The organism is Methylobacterium sp. 190mf, from assembly GCF_900107945.1.
In the GTDB taxonomy this organism is placed as follows: domain Bacteria; phylum Pseudomonadota; class Alphaproteobacteria; order Rhizobiales; family Beijerinckiaceae; genus Methylobacterium.
Genome location: NZ_FNVI01000011.1, coordinates 146,814 through 165,523, shown reverse-complemented (window position 1 = coordinate 165,523; position 18,710 = coordinate 146,814). Strand labels below are relative to the sequence as shown.

General features: G+C 70.8%; 23 protein-coding genes and 1 tRNA gene. 13 read left to right on the top strand and 11 right to left on the bottom strand.

Annotated features, from left to right (window positions below):
- The 4 genes from sufC to C4T42_RS15235 form a co-directional block, all read right to left on the bottom strand.
- Positions 1 to 753 carry a Fe-S cluster assembly ATPase SufC gene (gene sufC, locus C4T42_RS15250; protein WP_020093412.1) on the bottom strand — a complete coding sequence of 251 codons (753 nt, stop codon included), beginning with the start codon at positions 751 to 753 and terminating at the stop codon, positions 1 to 3.
- Positions 754 to 768: 15 nt separating this feature from the next.
- Entirely contained in the window at positions 769 to 1,008 is a 240-nt protein-coding gene (locus C4T42_RS15245) for a hypothetical protein (protein WP_020093413.1), read from the bottom strand.
- Positions 1,009 to 1,033: 25 nt separating this feature from the next.
- Positions 1,034 to 2,503 (bottom strand): Fe-S cluster assembly protein SufB, encoded by a 1,470-nt coding sequence (sufB, locus tag C4T42_RS15240; protein ID WP_103985353.1) that lies wholly within the window; start codon positions 2,501 to 2,503, stop codon positions 1,034 to 1,036.
- A 68-nt stretch (positions 2,504 to 2,571) separates the two neighbouring features.
- Positions 2,572 to 3,741, bottom strand: a complete 1,170-nt coding sequence (locus C4T42_RS15235; protein ID WP_103985352.1) for a cysteine desulfurase family protein — start codon at positions 3,739 to 3,741, stop codon at positions 2,572 to 2,574.
- A gap of 273 nt (positions 3,742 to 4,014) precedes the next feature.
- Here C4T42_RS15235 and C4T42_RS15230 point away from each other — a divergent pair, with 273 nt between their 5' ends.
- From C4T42_RS15230 to C4T42_RS15220, 3 genes are all read left to right on the top strand, one after another.
- Positions 4,015 to 4,671 (top strand): alpha/beta hydrolase, encoded by a 657-nt coding sequence (locus C4T42_RS15230; RefSeq protein WP_010686946.1) that lies wholly within the window; start codon positions 4,015 to 4,017, stop codon positions 4,669 to 4,671.
- An 85-nt stretch (positions 4,672 to 4,756) separates the two neighbouring features.
- The gene (locus C4T42_RS15225) at positions 4,757 to 5,143 is read left to right on the top strand and encodes a response regulator (RefSeq protein WP_026604970.1); all 387 of its coding nucleotides are present in this window, start codon (positions 4,757 to 4,759) and stop codon (positions 5,141 to 5,143) included.
- A gap of 58 nt (positions 5,144 to 5,201) precedes the next feature.
- A complete protein-coding gene (locus C4T42_RS15220; RefSeq protein ID WP_103985351.1) occupies positions 5,202 to 6,494 on the top strand; it encodes an O-acetylhomoserine aminocarboxypropyltransferase/cysteine synthase family protein in 1,293 nt (430 codons plus the stop codon).
- Between the two features lie 130 nt (positions 6,495 to 6,624).
- Here C4T42_RS15220 and C4T42_RS15215 read toward each other — a convergent pair whose 3' ends face one another.
- Together C4T42_RS15215 and C4T42_RS15210 are read right to left on the bottom strand one after the other, a co-directional pair.
- Positions 6,625 to 7,794 (bottom strand): acetyl-CoA acetyltransferase, encoded by a 1,170-nt coding sequence (locus C4T42_RS15215; protein ID WP_103985350.1) that lies wholly within the window; start codon positions 7,792 to 7,794, stop codon positions 6,625 to 6,627.
- Positions 7,795 to 7,992: 198 nt separating this feature from the next.
- Positions 7,993 to 8,562 carry an NUDIX hydrolase gene (locus C4T42_RS15210; RefSeq protein WP_103985349.1) on the bottom strand — a complete coding sequence of 190 codons (570 nt, stop codon included), beginning with the start codon at positions 8,560 to 8,562 and terminating at the stop codon, positions 7,993 to 7,995.
- Positions 8,563 to 8,706: 144 nt separating this feature from the next.
- Here C4T42_RS15210 and C4T42_RS15205 point away from each other — a divergent pair, with 144 nt between their 5' ends.
- The 7 genes from C4T42_RS15205 to C4T42_RS15175 are packed head-to-tail and all read left to right on the top strand — an operon-like array spanning position 8,707 to position 12,909.
- Positions 8,707 to 9,192, top strand: a complete 486-nt coding sequence (locus tag C4T42_RS15205; RefSeq protein WP_181049172.1) for a hypothetical protein — start codon at positions 8,707 to 8,709, stop codon at positions 9,190 to 9,192.
- Positions 9,189 to 9,440 carry a monovalent cation/H+ antiporter complex subunit F gene (locus C4T42_RS15200; protein ID WP_020093421.1) on the top strand — a complete coding sequence of 84 codons (252 nt, stop codon included), beginning with the start codon at positions 9,189 to 9,191 and terminating at the stop codon, positions 9,438 to 9,440. Before C4T42_RS15205 ends, C4T42_RS15200 begins: the two co-directional genes overlap by 4 nt.
- Positions 9,437 to 9,721 (top strand): monovalent cation/H(+) antiporter subunit G, encoded by a 285-nt coding sequence (locus tag C4T42_RS15195; RefSeq protein ID WP_103985347.1) that lies wholly within the window; start codon positions 9,437 to 9,439, stop codon positions 9,719 to 9,721. Before C4T42_RS15200 ends, C4T42_RS15195 begins: the two co-directional genes overlap by 4 nt.
- Positions 9,718 to 9,969 (top strand): DUF4040 domain-containing protein, encoded by a 252-nt coding sequence (locus C4T42_RS15190; protein ID WP_020093423.1) that lies wholly within the window; start codon positions 9,718 to 9,720, stop codon positions 9,967 to 9,969. Before C4T42_RS15195 ends, C4T42_RS15190 begins: the two co-directional genes overlap by 4 nt.
- Entirely contained in the window at positions 9,966 to 10,742 is a 777-nt protein-coding gene (locus C4T42_RS15185) for an MnhB domain-containing protein (RefSeq protein ID WP_042673142.1), read from the top strand. Before C4T42_RS15190 ends, C4T42_RS15185 begins: the two co-directional genes overlap by 4 nt.
- A complete protein-coding gene (locus C4T42_RS15180) occupies positions 10,739 to 11,158 on the top strand; it encodes a cation:proton antiporter subunit C (protein WP_042673141.1) in 420 nt (139 codons plus the stop codon). Before C4T42_RS15185 ends, C4T42_RS15180 begins: the two co-directional genes overlap by 4 nt.
- A complete protein-coding gene (locus C4T42_RS15175; protein ID WP_103985346.1) occupies positions 11,155 to 12,909 on the top strand; it encodes a proton-conducting transporter membrane subunit in 1,755 nt (584 codons plus the stop codon). Before C4T42_RS15180 ends, C4T42_RS15175 begins: the two co-directional genes overlap by 4 nt.
- Positions 12,910 to 13,020: 111 nt before the next feature.
- On the opposite strand, the gene C4T42_RS15170 is transcribed toward C4T42_RS15175, so the two are convergent.
- The 3 genes from C4T42_RS15170 to C4T42_RS15160 all read right to left on the bottom strand — a co-directional run bounded on the left by C4T42_RS15170 (position 13,021) and on the right by C4T42_RS15160 (position 14,988).
- Positions 13,021 to 13,096 (bottom strand) — tRNA-Thr (locus C4T42_RS15170).
- 109 nt (positions 13,097 to 13,205) lie between these two features.
- Positions 13,206 to 14,345: a 3-dehydroquinate synthase gene (gene aroB, locus C4T42_RS15165; protein WP_042673139.1), complete on the bottom strand. Its 1,140-nt coding sequence runs from the start codon at positions 14,343 to 14,345 to the stop codon at positions 13,206 to 13,208.
- A 19-nt stretch (positions 14,346 to 14,364) separates the two neighbouring features.
- On the bottom strand, positions 14,365 to 14,988 hold the full coding sequence (locus tag C4T42_RS15160; RefSeq protein ID WP_020093428.1) for a shikimate kinase: 624 nt from the start codon (positions 14,986 to 14,988) through the stop codon (positions 14,365 to 14,367).
- 244 nt (positions 14,989 to 15,232) lie between these two features.
- Here C4T42_RS15160 and C4T42_RS15155 point away from each other — a divergent pair, with 244 nt between their 5' ends.
- The 3 genes from C4T42_RS15155 to C4T42_RS15145 all read left to right on the top strand — a co-directional run bounded on the left by C4T42_RS15155 (position 15,233) and on the right by C4T42_RS15145 (position 16,974).
- Positions 15,233 to 15,385 carry a hypothetical protein gene (locus tag C4T42_RS15155; protein WP_012317685.1) on the top strand — a complete coding sequence of 51 codons (153 nt, stop codon included), beginning with the start codon at positions 15,233 to 15,235 and terminating at the stop codon, positions 15,383 to 15,385.
- Entirely contained in the window at positions 15,382 to 16,326 is a 945-nt protein-coding gene (locus C4T42_RS15150; RefSeq protein WP_042673137.1) for a site-specific tyrosine recombinase XerD, read from the top strand. Before C4T42_RS15155 ends, C4T42_RS15150 begins: the two co-directional genes overlap by 4 nt.
- A gap of 129 nt (positions 16,327 to 16,455) precedes the next feature.
- Complete coding sequence (locus tag C4T42_RS15145) at positions 16,456 to 16,974, top strand: MarR family transcriptional regulator (RefSeq protein WP_170862975.1); 519 nt, start codon at positions 16,456 to 16,458, stop codon at positions 16,972 to 16,974.
- A gap of 63 nt (positions 16,975 to 17,037) precedes the next feature.
- On the opposite strand, the gene C4T42_RS15140 is transcribed toward C4T42_RS15145, so the two are convergent.
- Positions 17,038 to 17,403 carry a cytochrome c family protein gene (locus C4T42_RS15140; protein ID WP_042673136.1) on the bottom strand — a complete coding sequence of 122 codons (366 nt, stop codon included), beginning with the start codon at positions 17,401 to 17,403 and terminating at the stop codon, positions 17,038 to 17,040.
- A 210-nt stretch (positions 17,404 to 17,613) separates the two neighbouring features.
- Positions 17,614 to 18,630 (bottom strand): NAD-dependent epimerase, encoded by a 1,017-nt coding sequence (locus C4T42_RS15135; protein WP_103985345.1) that lies wholly within the window; start codon positions 18,628 to 18,630, stop codon positions 17,614 to 17,616.
- Positions 18,631 to 18,710 lie beyond the last annotated feature (80 nt).

Genomic DNA, 18,710 nt, shown 5'->3' with positions numbered 1-18,710 from the left:
TCAGGCCGCCTCCCCGGTGCGGTACTCGGCGTAGCCGGAGGCCTCGAGCTCGAGGGCGAGCTCCTTGCCGCCGGTCTTCACGATCTGACCCTTCGACATGACGTGCACGGTGTCGGGCACGATGTGGTTGAGCAGGCGCTGGTAGTGGGTGATCACCAGGAACGAGCGGCCCTGGTCGCGGAGCGCGTTCACGCCCTCGGAGACGATGCGCAGGGCGTCGATGTCGAGGCCGGAATCGGTCTCGTCGAGCACGCAGAACTTCGGCTGCAGCAGCGCCATCTGGAGGATCTCCATGCGCTTCTTCTCGCCGCCGGAGAAGCCGACGTTGAGGGCGCGCTTGAGCATTTCCTTGTTGATCTCGAGCTTGTCGGCCGCGCCGTTCACCGCGCGGATGAAGTCTGGGGTCGACAGCTCGGCCTCGCCGCGCGCCTTGCGCTGCGCGTTCAGGCAGGCCTTGAGGAAGGTCATGGTGCCGACGCCGGGGATCTCCAGCGGGTACTGGAAGGCCAGGAAGATGCCGGCCGCGGCGCGCTCGTCGGCGGCCATCTCCAGAACGTTCTGCCCGTCGAGCAGGATCTCGCCGTCGAGAACCTCGTAATCCTCCTTGCCGGCGATGACGTAGGAGAGGGTCGACTTGCCCGAGCCGTTCGGGCCCATGATCGCCGCGACCTCGCCGTCGTTCACGGTCAGGTTGAGGCCGTTCAGGATGCGGTTGTCCTCGATCTGCACGACGAGGTTCTTGATTTCCAGCATGTCAGTCCAAGTCCTTCAAAACCATTCGTCCCGCATCGCCCGCAGGAACGCGGCGCTCCCGGCCGGGTAGCCGGAGAGGTCGCCGATCACCGCGTCGATGCCGCACCGGGGACAGAGGGCGGTGCCCTCATCGGCGATCCAGCCCGCGATCTCGTCCGGCGCGAAAACCTCGAGGCAGAAGAAGCACCCGCACAGGACGCTGCTCCGGACCTCGTCGGCGTGCCGCGCGCTGTGCCGATGGGCCGCGCGCAGCACGTCGTCGTCGTATCCGCCCAGGCGGTCAGCCCACCGAGCCTTCCAGGCTGATCGAGATCAGCTTCTGGGCCTCGACGGCGAACTCCATCGGCAGCTGCTGCAGCACGTCCCGCACGAAGCCGTTGACGATGAGCGCGGTCGCCTCCTCCTCGGAGAGGCCGCGCTGCTGGCAGTAGAACTTCTGCTCCTCGGAAATCTTCGAGGTCGTCGCCTCGTGCTCGAAGACGGCCGAGGCGTTCTTCGACTCGATGTAGGGCACGGTGTGCGCGCCGCACTGATCGCCGATCAGCAGGGAGTCGCAGTTCGTGAAGTTGCGCGCGCCCTTGGCCTTCCGGTGCGCCGAGACGAGGCCCCGGTAGGTGTTCTGCGACCGGCCGGCCGAGATGCCCTTCGAGATGATCCGGCTCGTCGTATTCTTGCCGAGATGGATCATCTTGGTGCCGGAATCGACCTGTTGCATGCCGTTCGACACCGCGATCGAGTAGAACTCGCCGCGGGAATCGTCGCCGCGCAGGATGCAGGACGGGTACTTCCAGGTGATCGCCGAGCCGGTCTCGACCTGGGTCCACGAGATCTTCGAGCGGGCGCCGCGGCAATCGCCGCGCTTCGTCACGAAGTTGTAGATACCGCCCTTGCCCTCGTTGTCGCCCGGGTACCAGTTCTGGACCGTCGAGTACTTGATCTCGGCATCGTCCAGGGCGACGAGCTCGACCACGGCGGCGTGGAGCTGGTTGTCGTCGCGCTTCGGGGCGGTGCAGCCCTCGAGATACGAGACGTAGGAGCCCTTGTCGGCGATGATCAGCGTGCGCTCGAACTGGCCGGTGTCGCGCTCGTTGATGCGGAAGTAGGTCGACAGCTCCATCGGGCAGCGCACGCCCGGCGGGATGTAGACGAACGACCCGTCGGAGAAGACGGCCGAGTTCAGCGTCGCGAAGAAGTTGTCGGTCGCCGGCACCACCGAACCCAGGTACTTCTGCACCAGCTCGGGATATTCCTGCACGGCCTCGGAGATCGGCATGAAGATCACGCCGGCCTTCGACAGCTCCTTCTTGAAGGTGGTGGCCACCGAGACCGAATCGAACACGGCGTCGACCGCGACCCGGCGCTCCGGCGCGATGCCCTCCAGCACCTCGACCTCGCGCAGCGGGATGCCGAGCTTCTCGTAGGTCTTCAGGATCTCGGGATCGATCTCATCGAGCGACAGCGCCGCCGGGCGCTTGGGCGCCGCGTAGTAGTAGATGTCGTTGTAGTCGACCTTGTCGTAGGAGACGCGGGCCCACTCCGGCTCCTTCATGGTCAGCCAGCGCCGGTAGGCGTCGAGGCGCCACTCCAGCAGCCACGCGGGCTCGTTCTTCTTGGCCGAGATGAAGCGGACGACGTCCTCGGAGATGCCCTTCTCGGACTTCTCCATCTCGATCGTGGTCTCGAACCCGTACTTGTACTGGTCGAGGTCGATCGAGCGGACCCGATCAATGGTTTCCTGCACAGCAGGCATCAGCGTCTCCTAGGCATCTCCGGCGTCAAGGACCGGGAAGCGTCTGTCGGAAAGCGGGGGGGCGGCGCTCAGGCCGCCTGGCCTCGCCGTCTATATAGGGTCTCCACGACCCGTTCGAAGGCGTCGAGGAAGCATGCCACCTCCTCGTCCACCGTGTTCCAGCCGAGGCTGACGCGCAGCGCCCCCCCGGCGAGGTCGGAACCGACGCCCATCGCGGCGAGCGTCGCCGAGCGGGCGACCTTGCCCGACGAGCAGGCCGAGCCCGACGACACCGCCACGCCGGCGAGGTCGAGGGCGATCAGGGCCGAGGGCGCGTCGAGCCCCGGGACCGAGAAACTCAGGGTGTTGGGCAGGCGCGGCGCTCCGGCGGCGAACACCACCGCGTCGGGCGCCATGGTGCGCACGCCAGCCTCGATCCGGTCCCGAAGGGCGGAGAGGCGCGCGGCCTCCGCGTCGAGCGCCGCGCGGGCGATCCGGGCAGCCTCGCCCATGCCGACGATGGCCGGCAGGCACTCGGTGCCGCAGCGCAGCCGCCGCTCCTGGCCGCCCCCGCGCAGGAAGGCGCTCTCCAGGCTGACGCCCTCGGCCAGGACCAGCGCGCCGACCCCCTTGGGCGCCGCGAACTTGTGGCCCGAGAGGGTCAGCGCGTCGAGGCCGAGCGCCGCCATGTCGAGTGGGATCTTGCCGACGGCCTGCACGGCGTCGCTGTGGACCAGGGTCCGGCCGTGCGCCCGCGCCAGGCCGACGATCTCGGCCAGCGGCTGCACCGCGCCGGTCTCGTTGTTGGCGGCATGGACCGAGAGGAGCAGGGTCTCGTCGGCGAGAGCACCCAGGCGCGCCTCCAGGGCGGCGAGATCGACCACGCCGTCGGCGGTGACCGGGACTTCCTCGACGGCCGCGTCCGGGAACCGGTGACCGGCGGCGACGCAGGGATGCTCCGTGGCGGAGTGGAGCAGCCGCCTCGGGGCCGCCGCGCCGCCGCGACGGAGGGCGCCCGACAGGACCGCGTTCGCCGCCTCGGTCCCGCCGCTGGTGAAGACGACCTGCTCGGGCCGGGCGTTCACGAGCGCCGCCACCTGGGTGCGGGCCGCTTCGAGGGCGGCCCGGGCCGCCCGTCCCTCCGCGTGGATCGAGGACGGGTTCCCGGGGAGCGTGAGCGCGCGCGCGACCGCCTCCGCGACGTCGGGGCGGACCGGCGCGGTGGCGTTGTAGTCGAGATAGGCGCGTGCCCGGCTCATCCGCGTTCCGTTAAGCCCTCTGCTGCGGCGCGTCACAATTCCTTGCCCGCGCGCCGGCTCGACGTGCTAAGGCGCGCCGAGACAATGAGATCCCGCCGACCCGGCACGGTCGGCGTGGCAGCCAACGCGGTGCTTCGGACGAGTTGTTTGGAACAGTTCTAATCGCCTAGAACTGTTCTAAGACTGCTTTTATGGTGCGCGCGCGACGAGTCAAGGCTGCTGCGCCGCCGCGCCGATCGCCCGGCGGGCGATCTCCGGAGCGAGAGACGAGCGATGCCCGAAGTGATCTTCACCGGCCCGGCCGGCCGCCTGGAAGGCCGTTACCAAGCCCCCAAGAAGCGCGGCGCGCCGATCGCCATCATCCTGCACCCGCACCCCCAGTTCGGGGGTACGATGAACAATCAAATTGTGTACAACCTTTTCTACACCTTCGCCAATCGCGGATTCGCGGCCCTGCGTTTCAATTTCCGCGGGGTGGGACGCAGCCAGGGGTCGTTCGACCACGGCTCGGGCGAGCTGTCGGACGCCGCGGCCGCCCTCGACTGGGTTCAGTCGGTCAACCCGGAGGCGAAGTCCTGCTGGATCGCGGGCGTGTCCTTCGGCTCGTGGATCGGCATGCAGCTCCTGATGCGCCGCCCCGAGATCGAGGGATTCATCTCCATCGCCGCCATGGCGAACCGCTACGACTTCACCTTCCTGGCCCCCTGCCCCTCCTCCGGCCTGTTCGTGCACGGCTCCGAGGACCGGGTCGCGCCCGCCCGCGAGGTCATGCCGGTGATCGAGAAGGTGAAGACCCAGAAGGGCGTCATCATCGAGCACCAGATGGTCGAGGGCGCCAACCATTTCTTCGACGGCAAGGTCGAGGAACTGACCCAGACGGTCGACACCTACCTCGACAAGCGCCTCGGCAAGCGCGAGGAGGCGGCCTGACGGATCCGGCCCCGCGCCTTGACGGGGGGAGCCCCGGAGGAATAGGGCGCGGGTTTCGGAATTGAGACGCACCTTCGCAGGTCTGATGTCAGATAGCCCGTCCGACCACCCCGTCGTTCTCCTCGTGGAAGATGACGGCCTCCTTCTGATGGAGGCCTCGGACACCCTCGCGGATGCGGGCTTCACCGTCGTCGAGGCGACGCATGCCGACAAGGCGCTGAAGGTTCTGGAGAACCGCGACGACGTCGGGGTCCTGATGACCGACGTCGACATGCCGCAGGGGTCGATGGACGGCTTCGCCCTGGCGCGCCTCGTCGCGCATCGCTGGCCGTCGATTCCCGTGCTGGTGGTGTCGGGCATGGGCACGCCCGGTCCCAACGACATGCCGGAGGGCGCCCGGTTCATCCCGAAGCCCTACGAGCCGACCACCCTGGTCCGGACCCTGCAGGCCTTCATCCGCCGCGCGGCTTGACGCACGGATCCGCTCGGGCTGACACCCGGTCCGGGCCCTGAACACCCGACCGAGAGCCATGACGGACAAGAATCGACCGCACCGCTTCGCGACCCGGGCCATACACGCCGGCGCGGCGCCCGATCCCGCTACGGGTGCCCGGGTCCAGCCGATCTACTTCACCAACGGCTTCGTCTTCGACTCGACCGAGCAGGCCGCCGACATCTTCGCGGGCCGCCGGACCGGCTTCTCCTACTCGCGCGGATCCAACCCGACGGTCGCCGCGCTGGAGCGCCGGATCGCCGATCTGGAAGGCGCGAAGGCGGGTGTGGCGGTGTCCTCCGGACAGTCGGCCATGCAGCTCATTCTGATGACGCTGTTGAAGAGCGGCGACGCCTACGTCGCGTCGCCGCGCCTGTTCGGCGGGTCGCTCGGCCTGATGCGCCGGCTCGACGGGCGCTACGACCTGAAGCCGCGCTTCGCGCGCGGTATGGCCCCGGAGGATTTCGAGGCGGCGATCACCCCGGAGTGCCGGGCCATCTTCTGCGAATCAATCGTGAACCCCTGCGCGTCGGTGGTGGACCTCGACGGCATCGCCGCGGTGGCCCGCCGCCACAACCTGCCGCTCGTCGTCGACAACACCCTCGCCTCGCCGGCCCTGATCCGGCCGATCGAGCACGGCGCCGACATCGTCTGGCACTCCACTTCGAAGTTCCTGAGCGGCTCCGGCCAGACCATCGGCGGCGTGATCTGCGACGCCGGCCGCTTCGACTGGGCGAAGGCCGGTGGCTACAACCTGATCACCGAGCCCTGGCCGGACTACGACGGGCTGGTGCTCACCGAGGCCTTCCCGGCGACCCCCTTCGCGGCGGCGTGCCGGTTCTTCGGCCTGCGGGACCTCGGGCCCGGCCTGTCGCCGATGAACGCGTTCCTGACGCTCATGGGGATCGAGACCCTGCCGCTGCGCATGGAGCGGCACTGCGCCAACGCCCGGGCGGTGGCGGCCTTCCTGAAGGATCACCCGGCCGTGGCCTGGGTGAGCTACCCGATGTTGCCGGGCCAGATCGGCGAGGACCTCGCCCGCCGCTACACCCCGGACGGGCCGGGCTCGATCTTCACCTTCGCGCTGAAGGGCGGCGAGCCGGCGGCGCTGCGGTTCATCGCCGGCCTGGAGCTGATCTCTCACTTGGTGAACATCGGCGAGATCAAGTCGCTGGCGATCCACCCGTCCTCGACCACGCACCGGCAGCTGCCGGAGCACGAGAAGGCCGCCGCGCAGGTCGGGCCCGAGACCGTGCGGTTGTCGATCGGGCTGGAGAACGAGGCCGACCTCATCGCCGATCTCCAGCAGGCGCTGGATCGCCTCCTCTAGTCCGTCATCGCGAGCGCGGCGAAGCGACCCAGAGCCGCGCGATCTCGACGATCGTGAGGCCGCTGGATTGCTTCGCGCTGCCCGCGAGGACGGCCACGGCGGGCAGGGATTGGCCGCAACCGGGACGGCCTCAGCGCCGCCGCTCCAAGATCGACACGTAGTTGGCGACCGCCGCGCCGCCCATGTTGAAGATCCCGGCGAGCTCCGCCCCGGGCACCTGCATCTCACCGGCCTCGCCCATGAGCTGGAGGCAGGCCATGACGTGCATCGACACGCCGGTCGCCCCCACAGGATGACCCTTGGCCTTCAACCCGCCGGACGGGTTGATCGGCAGCCGGCCGCCCTTCTCGGCGAGTCCCTCGCGCACCACGCGAAAACCCTCGCCCGGGGCGGCGAGACCCATCGCCTCGTACTCGATCAGCTCGGCGATGGTGAAGCAGTCGTGGGTCTCCACGAAGGAGAGGTCCTCGTTGGCGATCCCGGCCTGGGCCCGCGCCCTCTCCCAGGCCATCCGCGCGCCCTTGAACTCCACCGGGTCGCGGCGGGACAGGGGCAGGATGTCATTGACGTGCGCCCGGGCGCGGAAGCCGATCGCCCGCTCCAGGCCCTCGGCGGTCTCGGCATCGGCCACCACAAGCGCCGCCGCCCCGTCCGAGATCAGCGAGCAGTCCGTGCGCCGCAGGGGGGCGGCCACGTAGGGGTTCTTCTCCGAGACCCGGTTGCAGAAGTCGAAGCCGAGATCCTTGCGCAGCTGCGCGTAGGGATTGCCGACGCCGTTGCGGTGGTTCTTGGCGGCGATCCGGGCCAGCTCCTCGCTGCGGTCGCCGTAGCGCTGGAAGTAGCCCGCCGCGATCCGCCCGAACACGCCCGCGAAGCCGCCCTCGATGTCGGCCTCCTCCTTCCGGTAGGAGGCGCCCAGCAGGATGTCGCCGGTCTCAGCGACGGTCTTGGCGGTCATCTTCTCGGCGCCGATCACCAGGGCCACGCGGCCGCGGCCGCTGTCGACGAAGTCGAGGGCCGCGTAGAGCGCCGCCGACCCGGTGGCGCAGGCGTTCTCCAGGTGGGTCGCCGGCGCGTGGGCGAGGCCCGGCCGGTTCACCGCCACCAGCGAGCCCTCGAAGCCCTGCTTCGAGAAGCCGGTGTTCATCGAGCCCACGTAGATGCCGTCGACCTGCGACTCCTCGACGCCGGCATGGGCTAGCGCCTCCCCCGAGACCCGGGCGATCAGCCCCTCGACATCGGGCTCCTCAAGCTTGCCGAAGGGGGTGTGGGCCCAGCCCACGATGCAGGCGCGCGTCATCCGGTGACCTCCCGTGTGTGGACAGGACGATGGGCCCGCCACGGCCGGCGATCAAGACAGGGCGCGAGTTCTTCGACGCGCCGGACGCGTCCGGAGGAGGGCCGCTCGGGCCCGCTCAGCGCAGGTGGAAGGCGACCCACGCGACGCCGACCAGCACCAGCGCGGTCAGCAGCGCGCGGCCGAGCGCGCGGCGGCCTCTCACGGGGCGAACAGCTCCGGATGGCGTGCACGGAGTGCCAGGATCAAGGCCAGTGTCTTGAGGTCAGTGATCTCGGCGCGGTCGGCGCGTGCGGCGAGCTCGGACAGCGGCATCTCAACCACCCGGATGTTCTCGTGCTCGCCCTCGGCCCCGCCGCCGGCCTCGGCGCGGTCCGCCCGGCCGTAGGGCGCGAGGTAGAGGTGGATCTTCTCGGTGGTCAGGCTGGCGCAGGAATAGGTGGCGCCGACGAACTCGAGCGCCCGCAGGCGCAGGCCCACCTCCTCCAGCGCCTCGCGGCGGGCATTCTCCTCCGGGCTGCCGGCGTCGATCAGCCCCGCCGGGGCCTCCATCTGGACCTGCTCGCCGGCCGCGAACAGCGGCGGAACCCGCAGCTCGCGCACGAGCGTCGCGACCTTCCGCTCCGGGTCGTAGGGCAGGATCCCGACCGAGTCGCCGTGGTCCTCGATCTCGCGCTCGACGACGGCCCCGTCGGCGAGGCGCACCCGCGCAATCCCGAAGCGGCTCCAGCCCTCGTGGACGAAACGGATAGTGAGGATCTCGGCTTTCATGGGCACTCCCACTCCTCATCGCCCTACACGGAACCGTGTCCCCGGGTTCCGGGAACGCCGACGACCGCGGCCACGTTTGGTCGGACACGCGCATGGTCACGCTTCCGCGGGGCGCGCCGGTCAGGATCGATGCGGGCAGGATCGATGCAGGCAGGACCGATCGGCGGGCTCGGGAAGCGTTCGCGGCGCGACGGCGCAGCGATCTGGGTCGTCCTCGCCCTCACCTACATGGTCTTCGCCGGCTCGGTGAGCCTGAACGAGGGGATGGCTGCCGCCGGCTGCGCCAGTCTCGGCACGCTCTGGTGGTGGGGCGTCGGACGGCGCGGCGGGCTGCGCTTCCGCTTCGACCGTGAGGCGCTCCGCCCGCTCGGCCCCGCCATCCGCGACATGCCGCGCCAGAGCGCCCGCGTCGGGCTGCGCCTCCTGCGCGCGGTCCTCGGTCGCGCCGGCGGCGCGACCCGGGAGCGGAGCGCCGCCGAGATCGCCTGGGCCACGCCGGAGGGCGAGGCGGCGCCGGCCGCTCGGGCGGTCGGGCTTCTGGCCGCGTCGCTCGCCCCCGACAGCTACGTGCTCACCCTCGACCGCGCGCACGGAACCGTGGTGACGCACGGCCTGGAGGAGGCGCGATGAGCGTCTGGACGGTCGCCATCCTGGCGCTGCTGCCGCCGCTCGCGGTGGCCGCGGTGCTCGCGTGGCGGGGCAGACCCGGTCAGCGTTTCGCCGCCTACCAACTCGCCGGCAGCGTCACGGTCCTGATCCTGACGCTGATGGCCTTCGCCACCGATCAGGCGTCGATCACCGATCTCGCCCTCACCCTGGTCCTGCTCAACCTGCCCGGCACGATGCTGCTCGCGGTCTTCCTGGAGCGCTGGATATGAGCGTCGCGATCGGCTCGGTCCTGGCTCTCGCCGTGGCGTCCGCGTGGCTCGCGGCGCTCGCCCTCTGGCGCCTGCCCCGGGCGCTCGACCGGATGCACGCCGTCGCGTTCCTGAACGTGGCAGCCGCGATCCTCGTGACGGTGGCGGCCTTCCTCGCGGACGGCGTCTCCGGGCGCTCGCTCAAGATCCTGGTGATGATGGTGGTGTTCCTCGCCTGGGCGGCGGTGCTGTCGCACGTCTCCGGCCGGGCCGTGCTGATGCGCGAGGGCCGCTCGGCATGACGGTCATCCTGCCGCTGCTCTTCCTGCTCACCGCGGTCTCCGGCACCGCCGTGGTCCTCGTGCGCGACCCCGCGCGGCAGGTCTTCGCCATCGCGGTCAACGGGCTCGTCCTGGCGATCCTGTTCGACGCCCTCCAGGCCCCCGACGTCGCGCTCTCGGAGCTGGCGGTCGGTTCGGCGGCGGTGCCGCTCCTCTTCCTCGTGGCCCTGATGGCCGTGCGGACGCAGCCGCCCGAGGAGGAATCGTGAGCCCGCGCGCCCGCGTCGCGCTCCTGGCCGTCGCGGGCCTCGTCCTCCTCCTGGGCGCGGCCGCGGTGATCGCCGGCTTGCCGCCCTTCGGATCGACGATCGCCCAGTACGGCGCGCGCATCAACGCGATTGTCCCGGAGGCCCGGCACGTCGCCAACATGGTGAGTGCCATCAACTTCGACCTGCGCGGCCTCGACACCCTCGGCGAGGAATTCATGCTGCTCGCCGCCATCACCGGGACGGTGGTGCTGCTGCGCGGGCGGCGCGGCGAGGGCAACTCCGAGCGCGCCATGCGCCGGCCCGGCCGGGCCGTGATCCCGCGCTCCGAGGCGGTGGTGCTGGCCTGCCGCGTCGCCGGCCCGCTCACCGCGCTGTTCGGCCTCTACGTCGTGCTGCACGCGACCGTCACGCCCGGCGGCGGCTTCCAGGGCGGCGTCATCCTCGCCTCCGGAACCCTGCTGATCTACCTCGGCGAGGGCTATGCCGGCTGGCGCGACGCCATCCGCAGCCACTGGCTCGACGCGCTGGAGGGGGGCGGCGCGCTGCTCTTCGCGCTGTGCGGGCTGGTGCCGATGCTCACCGGCGCCGCCTTCATGCAGAACATCCTGCCGCTCGGCACCTTCCGCGACCTGTTCTCGGGCGGCCTGATGCTGGTCGAGAATCTCGGCGTCGCCCTCGCGGTGACGGGCGGTTTCACACAGCTCTTCCTGGAGTTCATGGAGGAGACCCGCGAGGCCGACGCGCCCGAGGAGCCGGGGGAGGAATCCGCGTGAGTGCGGTCACCAGTGTCCTGCCCTACGCGGTCGCCGCGTGGCTGTTCGGAATCGGCCTCTACGGCATCGCCACGAGCCGCAACTTCATCCATCTCGTGGGCTGCCTCGGCGTGTGCCAATCGGCGACCTACGTGCTCCTGCTCGGCCTCGGCTATCGCTGGGGCAGCATCGCGCCGATCTTCTACGACCACCCGCCGGGGACGCCCGCCGTGGACCCGGTGATGCAGGCGCTGGTGCTCACCGACATCGTGGTCGGCGCGACGCTCACCGCCCTCCTCCTCGTCCTGACCATCCAGGCCTACAAGCGCGGCGGCAGCCTGGACCCGGAGAAACTCCGACCGATGCGCGCGGGCGGCAAGTCCGGGCGCGATGCTGGTTCCAGCCGCGTGCGCGACGCGGAGCGGGACGCCCCGTGACCGCCTTCCCGGCCGCCCTCCTGCCCCTGCCCGTCGCGATCCCGCTCGTGGTCTGCGCCGCGATGCTGGCGACCGCGCACGTCCTGCCCGGCCGCCTGCCCGACATCCTGGCGACGCTGGCGGCGCTCACCGTCGCGGTGCTCTGCGGCGTCATCGCCACCCGCGCCGCCGACGGGCCGCTGGTCTACTGGTTCGGCGGCTGGGAGCCGCGCGACGGCGTCCATCTCGGTATCGGTTTCTCGGTGGACGAGGCCAGCGGCTGGGTCGCGGCCTTCATCGGGCTGCTCTACGCCCTGACCTTCGTGTTCGCCTGGGGCTTCTTCGACCGCACCCACGGCCACTTCCACATCCTGATGCTGCTGTTCCTGGCCGCCATGGTCGGGTTCTGCTTCACCCGCGACATGTTCAACCTGTTCGTGTGGTTCGAGGTGATGAGCGTCGCGGCCTTCGCGCTCACGGCCTACCATCTGGCGGAATCGTCGCTGGCCGGCGCCATCAACTTCACGGTGGTGAACAGCCTCGCGGGCTTCCTGATGCTCGGCGGCATCGGCCTGATCTACGCCCAGACCGGCACGCTCGACTTCGAGGGCATCGCGGCCGCGGTGGCGCGGGGCGGCCGGGATCCGGTGGTGGCCGGGGCGTTCTGCCTCGTGGCCGCCGCCCTGATGATCAAGGGCGCGATCGTGCCGTTCCAGTTCTGGCTCGCGGACGCGCACGCGGTCGCGCCGAGCCCGGTCTCAGTGATCTTCTCCGGATCGATGGTCTCGCTCGGCCTGTTCGGCCTCGCGAAGGTGAGCGCCGTCGTGTTCGGCGGCTCCGATCAGGTCCAGCACGCCCTGCCGGGGCTGCTCATCGGCCTGGGCAGCTTCACCGCCCTCCTGGGCGGCTGGATGGCGCTGCTGCAGCGGCACCTCAAGCGGCTGCTCGCCTTCTCGACCATCTCGCACGCCGGCATCATGCTCACCGGCCTCGGCGCCCTCTCGGTTGACGGGACCGGCGGGATGCTCGTCTACGTGGTCGGGCACGGGCTGGTGAAGGGCGCCCTGTTCATGATCGCCGGCATCCTGCTCGCCACCCAGGCCAGCATCGACGAGATCGCCCTGCGCGGCCTCGGGCGGGGGATCTGGCCCGCCGGCGTCGCCATGGCTCTGGCCGGGCTGCTGCTCTGCGGCCTGCCCCTCGGTGTGCTCGACCAGGGCACGCGCCTCGTCCAGGGCGCGCTCTGGCAGCAGGGGCACGGGGTGGCGCTGGCGGCCGGTGCCATCGGCGCGGCGCTGACCGGGGCCGCGGTGCTTCGGGCCGCGGGCCGGATCTTCCTCGGGCTCGGGCCCGATCCCGGCGACGAAGCCGGCGCCCCGAGCGCGGACGAGCGCGAGAAGGCCAACCGGCCGCTCTGGCTGATGCTGGCGCCGTGCTGCCTTCTCCTCGCGCTCGATATCGGTCTGCCGGCGGCTCTCATCGAGCACGCCCTCCCGCGGGCGGCGTCGGCCTTCATGCACCGGCCGACCGTGCACGCGCTGGCGGAGGGGCCCGGCTGGCTCCCCTGGGCCTCGGTCGCCGCCGCTCTGGCCGGCGCGGGATACGGGCTGTTCCGCAGACACCTGCCCGTGTTCGTGGTCCGACCGGTCAGCGCGACGCAATCGGCGCCGACCCGCGCGCTGGAAATGCTCCATAGCGGCTTGATCGGCGATTACGCCGCCTGGCTCGCCGTGGGCGTGGCGGCGATCGCGGCCGTGCTGGCCATAGCCTGAGCGCGCCCGTCGCCGCGCGCCTCAGCCGACGAACTCACGCGGGCTCGAGCCGGCACAGGCCATCGGCCAGCGGCTCGCTCGTGTATGCTTTCGGGAAACGCCTGGGGGAAATGGTGCCGCAAGAGGGATTCGAACCCCCGACCCCCTCATTACGAATGAGGTGCTCTACCAGCTGAGCTATTGCGGCCCTGGCCCCGACGGGACCGTCAGCGGCGCGCGGTGACCGGCGCCGGACGTGGCAGGCTCATAGCGGCCCGGCCTGCGTTAGGCAAGGCCACAGCCGGCGCTCGCGGGCGTCAGGCGGCTTGGTCCGACGCCAATTCATCCTGCAGGAACGCCGCCACCTCCGCCCGGTCCACGCCGGGGGCGATGAAGCTCTGGCCGATCCCCCGCGCGAGGATGAAGGTCAGCGCGCCGTCGCGGACCTTCTTGTCCTGGGCCATCGCGTCGAGGAGCGCCTCGGCGTCGCCGCACCCGCCTGGAACGGCCTGCAGACGGGTCGGCAGGCCGGCGAGCGCGAGATGGTTGGCGACCCGGCCCGCATCCTGGCCGGCGCAGAGCCCGAGGCGTGCCGAGAAGCGGAAGGCGAGCGCCATCCCGATCGCGACGCCCTCGCCGTGGACCAGGCGGGCGGAATCGTAGCCGGTCAGGCGCTCCAGGGCGTGGCCGAAGGTGTGGCCGAGATTGAGCAGCGCCCGCTCGCCGTCCTCCCGCTCATCGCGGGTGACCACCGCGGCCTTGGCCCGGCAGCAGGCGGCGACCGCCTGCTCGCGCTCCGGGCCGCCGGCGAAGATCCCGCGCCAGTTCGCCTCGCACCAGTCGAAGAAGCCCGGATCGGCGATCAGCCCGTACTTGGCGACCTCGGCGTAGCCGGCGCGCATCTCGCGCTCGGACAGGGTGTCGAGGGCGGCCGTGTCGGCCAGGACGAGGCGCGGCTGGTGGAAGGCGCCGATCAGGTTCTTGCCCAGCGGCGCGTTGATGCCGGTCTTGCCGCCGACCGAGGAATCGACCTGCGCGAGCAGACTCGTCGGCACCTGCACGAAGCGCACGCCGCGCCGCAGGGTGGCGGCCGCGAAGCCCGCGAGGTCGCCGACCACGCCGCCGCCCAGCGCCACGACGAGGTCGCCGCGCTCGACCTTGAGGGCGAGCAGACCGTCGCAGACCTCCGCGTAGCCTGCGTAGGATTTGGAGGCCTCGCCCGGCGCCACCGTCACCACGCCCGCCTGGAGGCCGGCGCGCTCCAGGCTGGTCCGCAGCCGCGCGGCGTAGAGCGCGCCGACCGTCGCGTCCGTCACGATCGCCGCCCGGCGGGCCCCGAGCGCGGCGACCGCGGTGCCGGCGGTGTCGATCAGCCCGCGCCCGATCTGGATGTCGTAGGCGCGGCCGGCGTCGAGGGGCACGTGGACGGTCAGGAGGTCCGGACGGGGCTCGGTCATGGATCGGTTCGCTCGGGTCTCACTGGGCGGCCACGGGGATGGATCCTTCGCCGCTGAGATGGGCATCCAGCGCCTCCAGCACGTCCTGGACGACCCGGTCGTGCGAGACCTCCCGCGAGATGACCATCACGTCGGCTGCGGCGTAGACCGGGTGGCGCACGGCCATCAGGTCTCGCATCGTCGCCTCGGGATCCTCGGTCTGCAGCAGCGGGCGGTTGCCGCGCTTGCGCACGCGCCGCATCAGCACGTCCAGATCGGCCTTCAGCCAGACGGAGACCGCCGATTCCGCGATGCGCGCGCGGGTCGCCTCGCGCAGGTAGGCGCCGCCGCCCGTCGCCAGGACCAGCGGACCGGCCCGCAGCAGGCGCGAGATCACCCGCTCCTCGCCGTCGCGGAAGCTCGGCTCGCCGTAGATCGCGAAGATGTCGGGGATCGTCAGGCCGGCCGCGGCCTCGATCTCGATGTCGGCATCCTTGAAGATCAGGCCGAGGCGGCTCGCCAGACGGCGGCCGACGGTGCTCTTGCCCGCTCCCATGAGGCCCACGAGCACGATCGAGCGCAGGCCGAGCGCGCGGCGCAGACGCGCCTCGATCGGTTCCCCCGCCTCCTCCCCGCTCATGGCCTCCTGCATCGACTCCTGCATCGCATCCGTGCGGCGTCCCCGCCTCTCCACCGGCCCCCGCGCGCCTGTCGCCCGGGCAGCCTCACATCCTGCGGCAGGCTCTTAGCGCGATTCAAGCGGCCTGCGAAACGCATCCCTGTGTCGTCGTGGGCCTTGTCAGCGCCTCGTTCACGTGGTCGAACCCGGGCATCGGCGGCGGCTCGGAGAAGGCCTTCGCCCGCCCCCTCCCCGCCGCCAGCGCCCGTCTGCCCGAGGTTCGACCGACGTGCCGACCCTGTTCCGTTTCTTTGCCACCCTCGCGATCCTGGCGGGTCTGGTCTACGCGGCCATGTTCGCGCTCGCGCATTTCGTCCAGCCGACGCCGCGGGAGATGAGCGTGACCATCCCCGCCTCGAAGCTGCAGCCGGGCAACCGTTGAGCGGGCCGGAGGGCAGCGGCGACGCCGCCCGGGCGCCGCACCCCGAGGTCGCCGAGTACCTCGACATGCTGGCCGCCGAGCGCGGTGCCGGACTGAACACCCTGAGCGCCTACCGCCGGGACCTGGACGATTACCTCGACTATCTCGCGCGCTCGGGCACGGCGCTCGGCGACGTGGAGGCCGGCACGCTGCGGGCCTTCCTGATCGACCTCGAGACCCGGGGCCTGAAGGCGTCCTCGGCGGCGCGGCGCCTGTCCTGCGTGCGCGGTTTCCACAAGTTCCTCTATGCCGAGGGCGGCGCCGAGAGCGATCCGAGCGTCGCGGTGTCCGGTCCGCGCCGCGGGCGCGCGCTCCCCAAGGTGCTATCCATCGCGGAGGTCGACCGGCTGCTCGCCACGGCGCAGGCGGCCGCCGCCGCCGATCAGGCCCCCGGCCCGGCCCGGCGGGCACGCCGGATGGCGTGCCTGCTCGAGCTGCTCTACGCCACGGGCCTGCGCGTCTCGGAACTGGTCGCCCTGCCCCGCGCGGCGGGCGCGACGCGCGAGCGCTACCTCATCGTCAAGGGCAAGGGCGGCCGCGAGCGCCTCGTGCCCCTGACCGATGCGGCCCGCACCGCGATGGCGGTGCATCTTCCGGCCGTGCCGGAGGACAACCCGTGGCTGTTTCCCGCCGACAGCGACAGCGGCTATCTCACCCGGCAGGCCTTCGCCCGCGATCTCAAGGTGCTGGCCTCGGCGGCGGGGCTCCACCCGGATCGGGTGAGCCCGCACGTGCTCCGCCACGCCTTCGCGAGTCACCTCCTGCAGAACGGCGCCGACCTGCGCATCGTCCAGGAGCTGCTCGGCCACGCCGACATCTCGACGACGCAGATCTACACGCACGTCCTCGACGAGCGCCTGAAGGCGATGGTCCGCGATCTGCATCCGTTGATGGATGGCTGAGCGCTGCCGGGCGGATGGTGTGGCAACTCTCGGTCGGTCGCCCCAATTGTATACGTTTAGCGAACTGCCTAGAAGTAGCCCCTCGCCATACCGGTACGCGAGCCAGCCTTTACCAGAGAGAGTTTTCCTATGTCAGGCCCCACGGCCTCGCAGATCGGCATCGAGCCGGATCGAGCGGGGCACACGCGTGCCGACCAGCTTTCGCAGCGGGAGCGGCAGCGCCTCGACAATCAGCTGTGCTTCGCGGTCTACGCCGCCGCGCACGCATTCGGCCGCGCCTACCGCAACCTCCTGGGGCGCCACGAACTCACCTATCCGCAATACCTCGTCCTGCTGGTCTTGTGGGAGCAGGACGGATTGTCGGTCAAGGAGATCGGGAACCGCCTGTTCCTAGACTCGGGGACGCTGACGCCGCTCCTGAAGCGCCTGGAAGCGTCCGGGCGGGTGCGCCGCGCCCGCGACCGGGTCGACGAGCGTCAGGTCAGCATCTTCCTCACCGCCGCCGGCGAGGCCCTGCGCGAGGAACTCGCCTGCCTGCCCGACGAGGCGGGGGGCATGACCGGTCTCGATATCCAGGGCCGCAAGGACCTGCTTCACGATCTCGTCACGCTCAGGCTGAGCCTGCAGGCCGGCCTCACGACCGACTAGGGCGCGGCCGGAGCGCCGGGAGCGGCCGGGCGGCCGCTCCCGGTTCGTGCCGATCTTCGCGTCTCAGGACTGCGTCTTGAGGTAGGCGATGACGTCGTTGATCTTCTTGTCGTCGGGGTAGCCCTGGAAGATCATCTTGGTGCCGGGCACCTTCGCCTTCGGGTTCTTCAGCCACTCGTGCAGGTTGGCCTCGTCCCAGGTGATGCCGGAGTTCTTCAGGGCGGCGGAGTAGTTGTAGCCCTCGTAGGTGCCCGCCTTGCGGCCGACGACGCCCTTCAGGTCGGGACCCACGCCGTTCTTCTGGAAATTGTGGCACGCCTTGCAGGGGGCGAACGCCTTCTCGCCGGCCGCGGCGTCGCCGGCGTCCTGGGCCTGCGCGGCGAACGGCATCACGACGGCAAGGACGGCGCCGAAAACGAGTGAACGCATGGATTTCCTCCTGTTGGCCGCCGCTTGGGCAGCGATGCGGGCAGAGCTTGCCTGCCTGGAACAGCTCTAAATGAATGTGCCCGGCGCGCGCAACGGCCCAGTCTGGGATAGCCGTCATCCGGGGCCGGTTGGCGGCTGCTGCGGGCCGCCGCCCCACTCAACACCGCGTGAACGGATTGGCTCCGTGCGACGGCGCGCGGCGCCGTTCCCTCAGATCCCGTGATAGGTCCGATACCAGTCGACGAAGCGCCCGATCCCGGTCTTCAGCGGCGTGGCGGGCCGGAAGCCGGCGTGCCGCACGAGGTCGTCGATGTCGGCGTAGGTCGCCGGGACGTCGCCGGGCTGCATCGGCAGGAGGATCTTCTCCGCCTTGCGGCCCAGGGCGTCCTCGAGGAGCGCGATCATCTCCAGGAGCGCCACCGGCTCGTTATTGCCGATGTTGTAGATCCTGTAGGGGGCGGAGCTGGTCCCGGGATCCGGCGCCGCGCCGCTCCACTCGGGGTCGGGCGCGGCCGGCCGGTCGGCCAGGGCCCGGATCCCCGCGACGATGTCGTCGATGTAGGTGAAGTCCCGGAGCATCCGCCCTTCGTTGAACACGCGGATCGGTTCGCCCGCCAGGATCGCGCGGGTGAACAGGTACAGCGCCATGTCGGGCCGGCCCCAGGGGCCGTAGACGGTGAAGAAGCGCAGGCCCGTCGTCGGCAGGCCGTAGAGATGGCTGTAGCTGTGCGCCATCAGCTCGTTCGCCTTCTTGGTCGCGGCGTAGAGGCTGAGCGGATGGTCGACGTTCTGGTGCACCGAGAACGGCATCGCGGTGACGCCGCCGTAGACGGAGCTGGAGGACGCGTAGAGGAGGTGTCCCACGCCGCCGTGGCGGCAGGCCTCGAGGATGTTCAGGAAGCCGACGAGGTTGCTCGCCGCGTAGGCGTGCGGATCGGTGAGCGAGTAGCGCACGCCGGCCTGGGCCGCGAGGTGGATCACCGTGCGGAACGCGTGGCGGTGGAACAGCGCGTCGAGGCCGCCGCGGTCGGCGAGGTCGAGGCGCGCGAAGCTGTAGCCCGGGAAATCCGCGAGGCGTTGCAGCCGGGCTTCCTTGAGGCGCACGTCGTAATAGGCGTTGACGCTGTCCAGGCCGACGACCTGCCGGCCGTCCTCGAGGAGGCGCAGGGCGAGCTGGTTCCCGATGAAGCCGGCCACGCCGGTGATCAGAACAGGTGGCAGGGACATGCGCGCGGACCGACGGGCTGACTGGCCGCCCGGGGCTCGAGCTGTAGCATGGGGTATGGGCGCGACAAATCGGTGCCCGA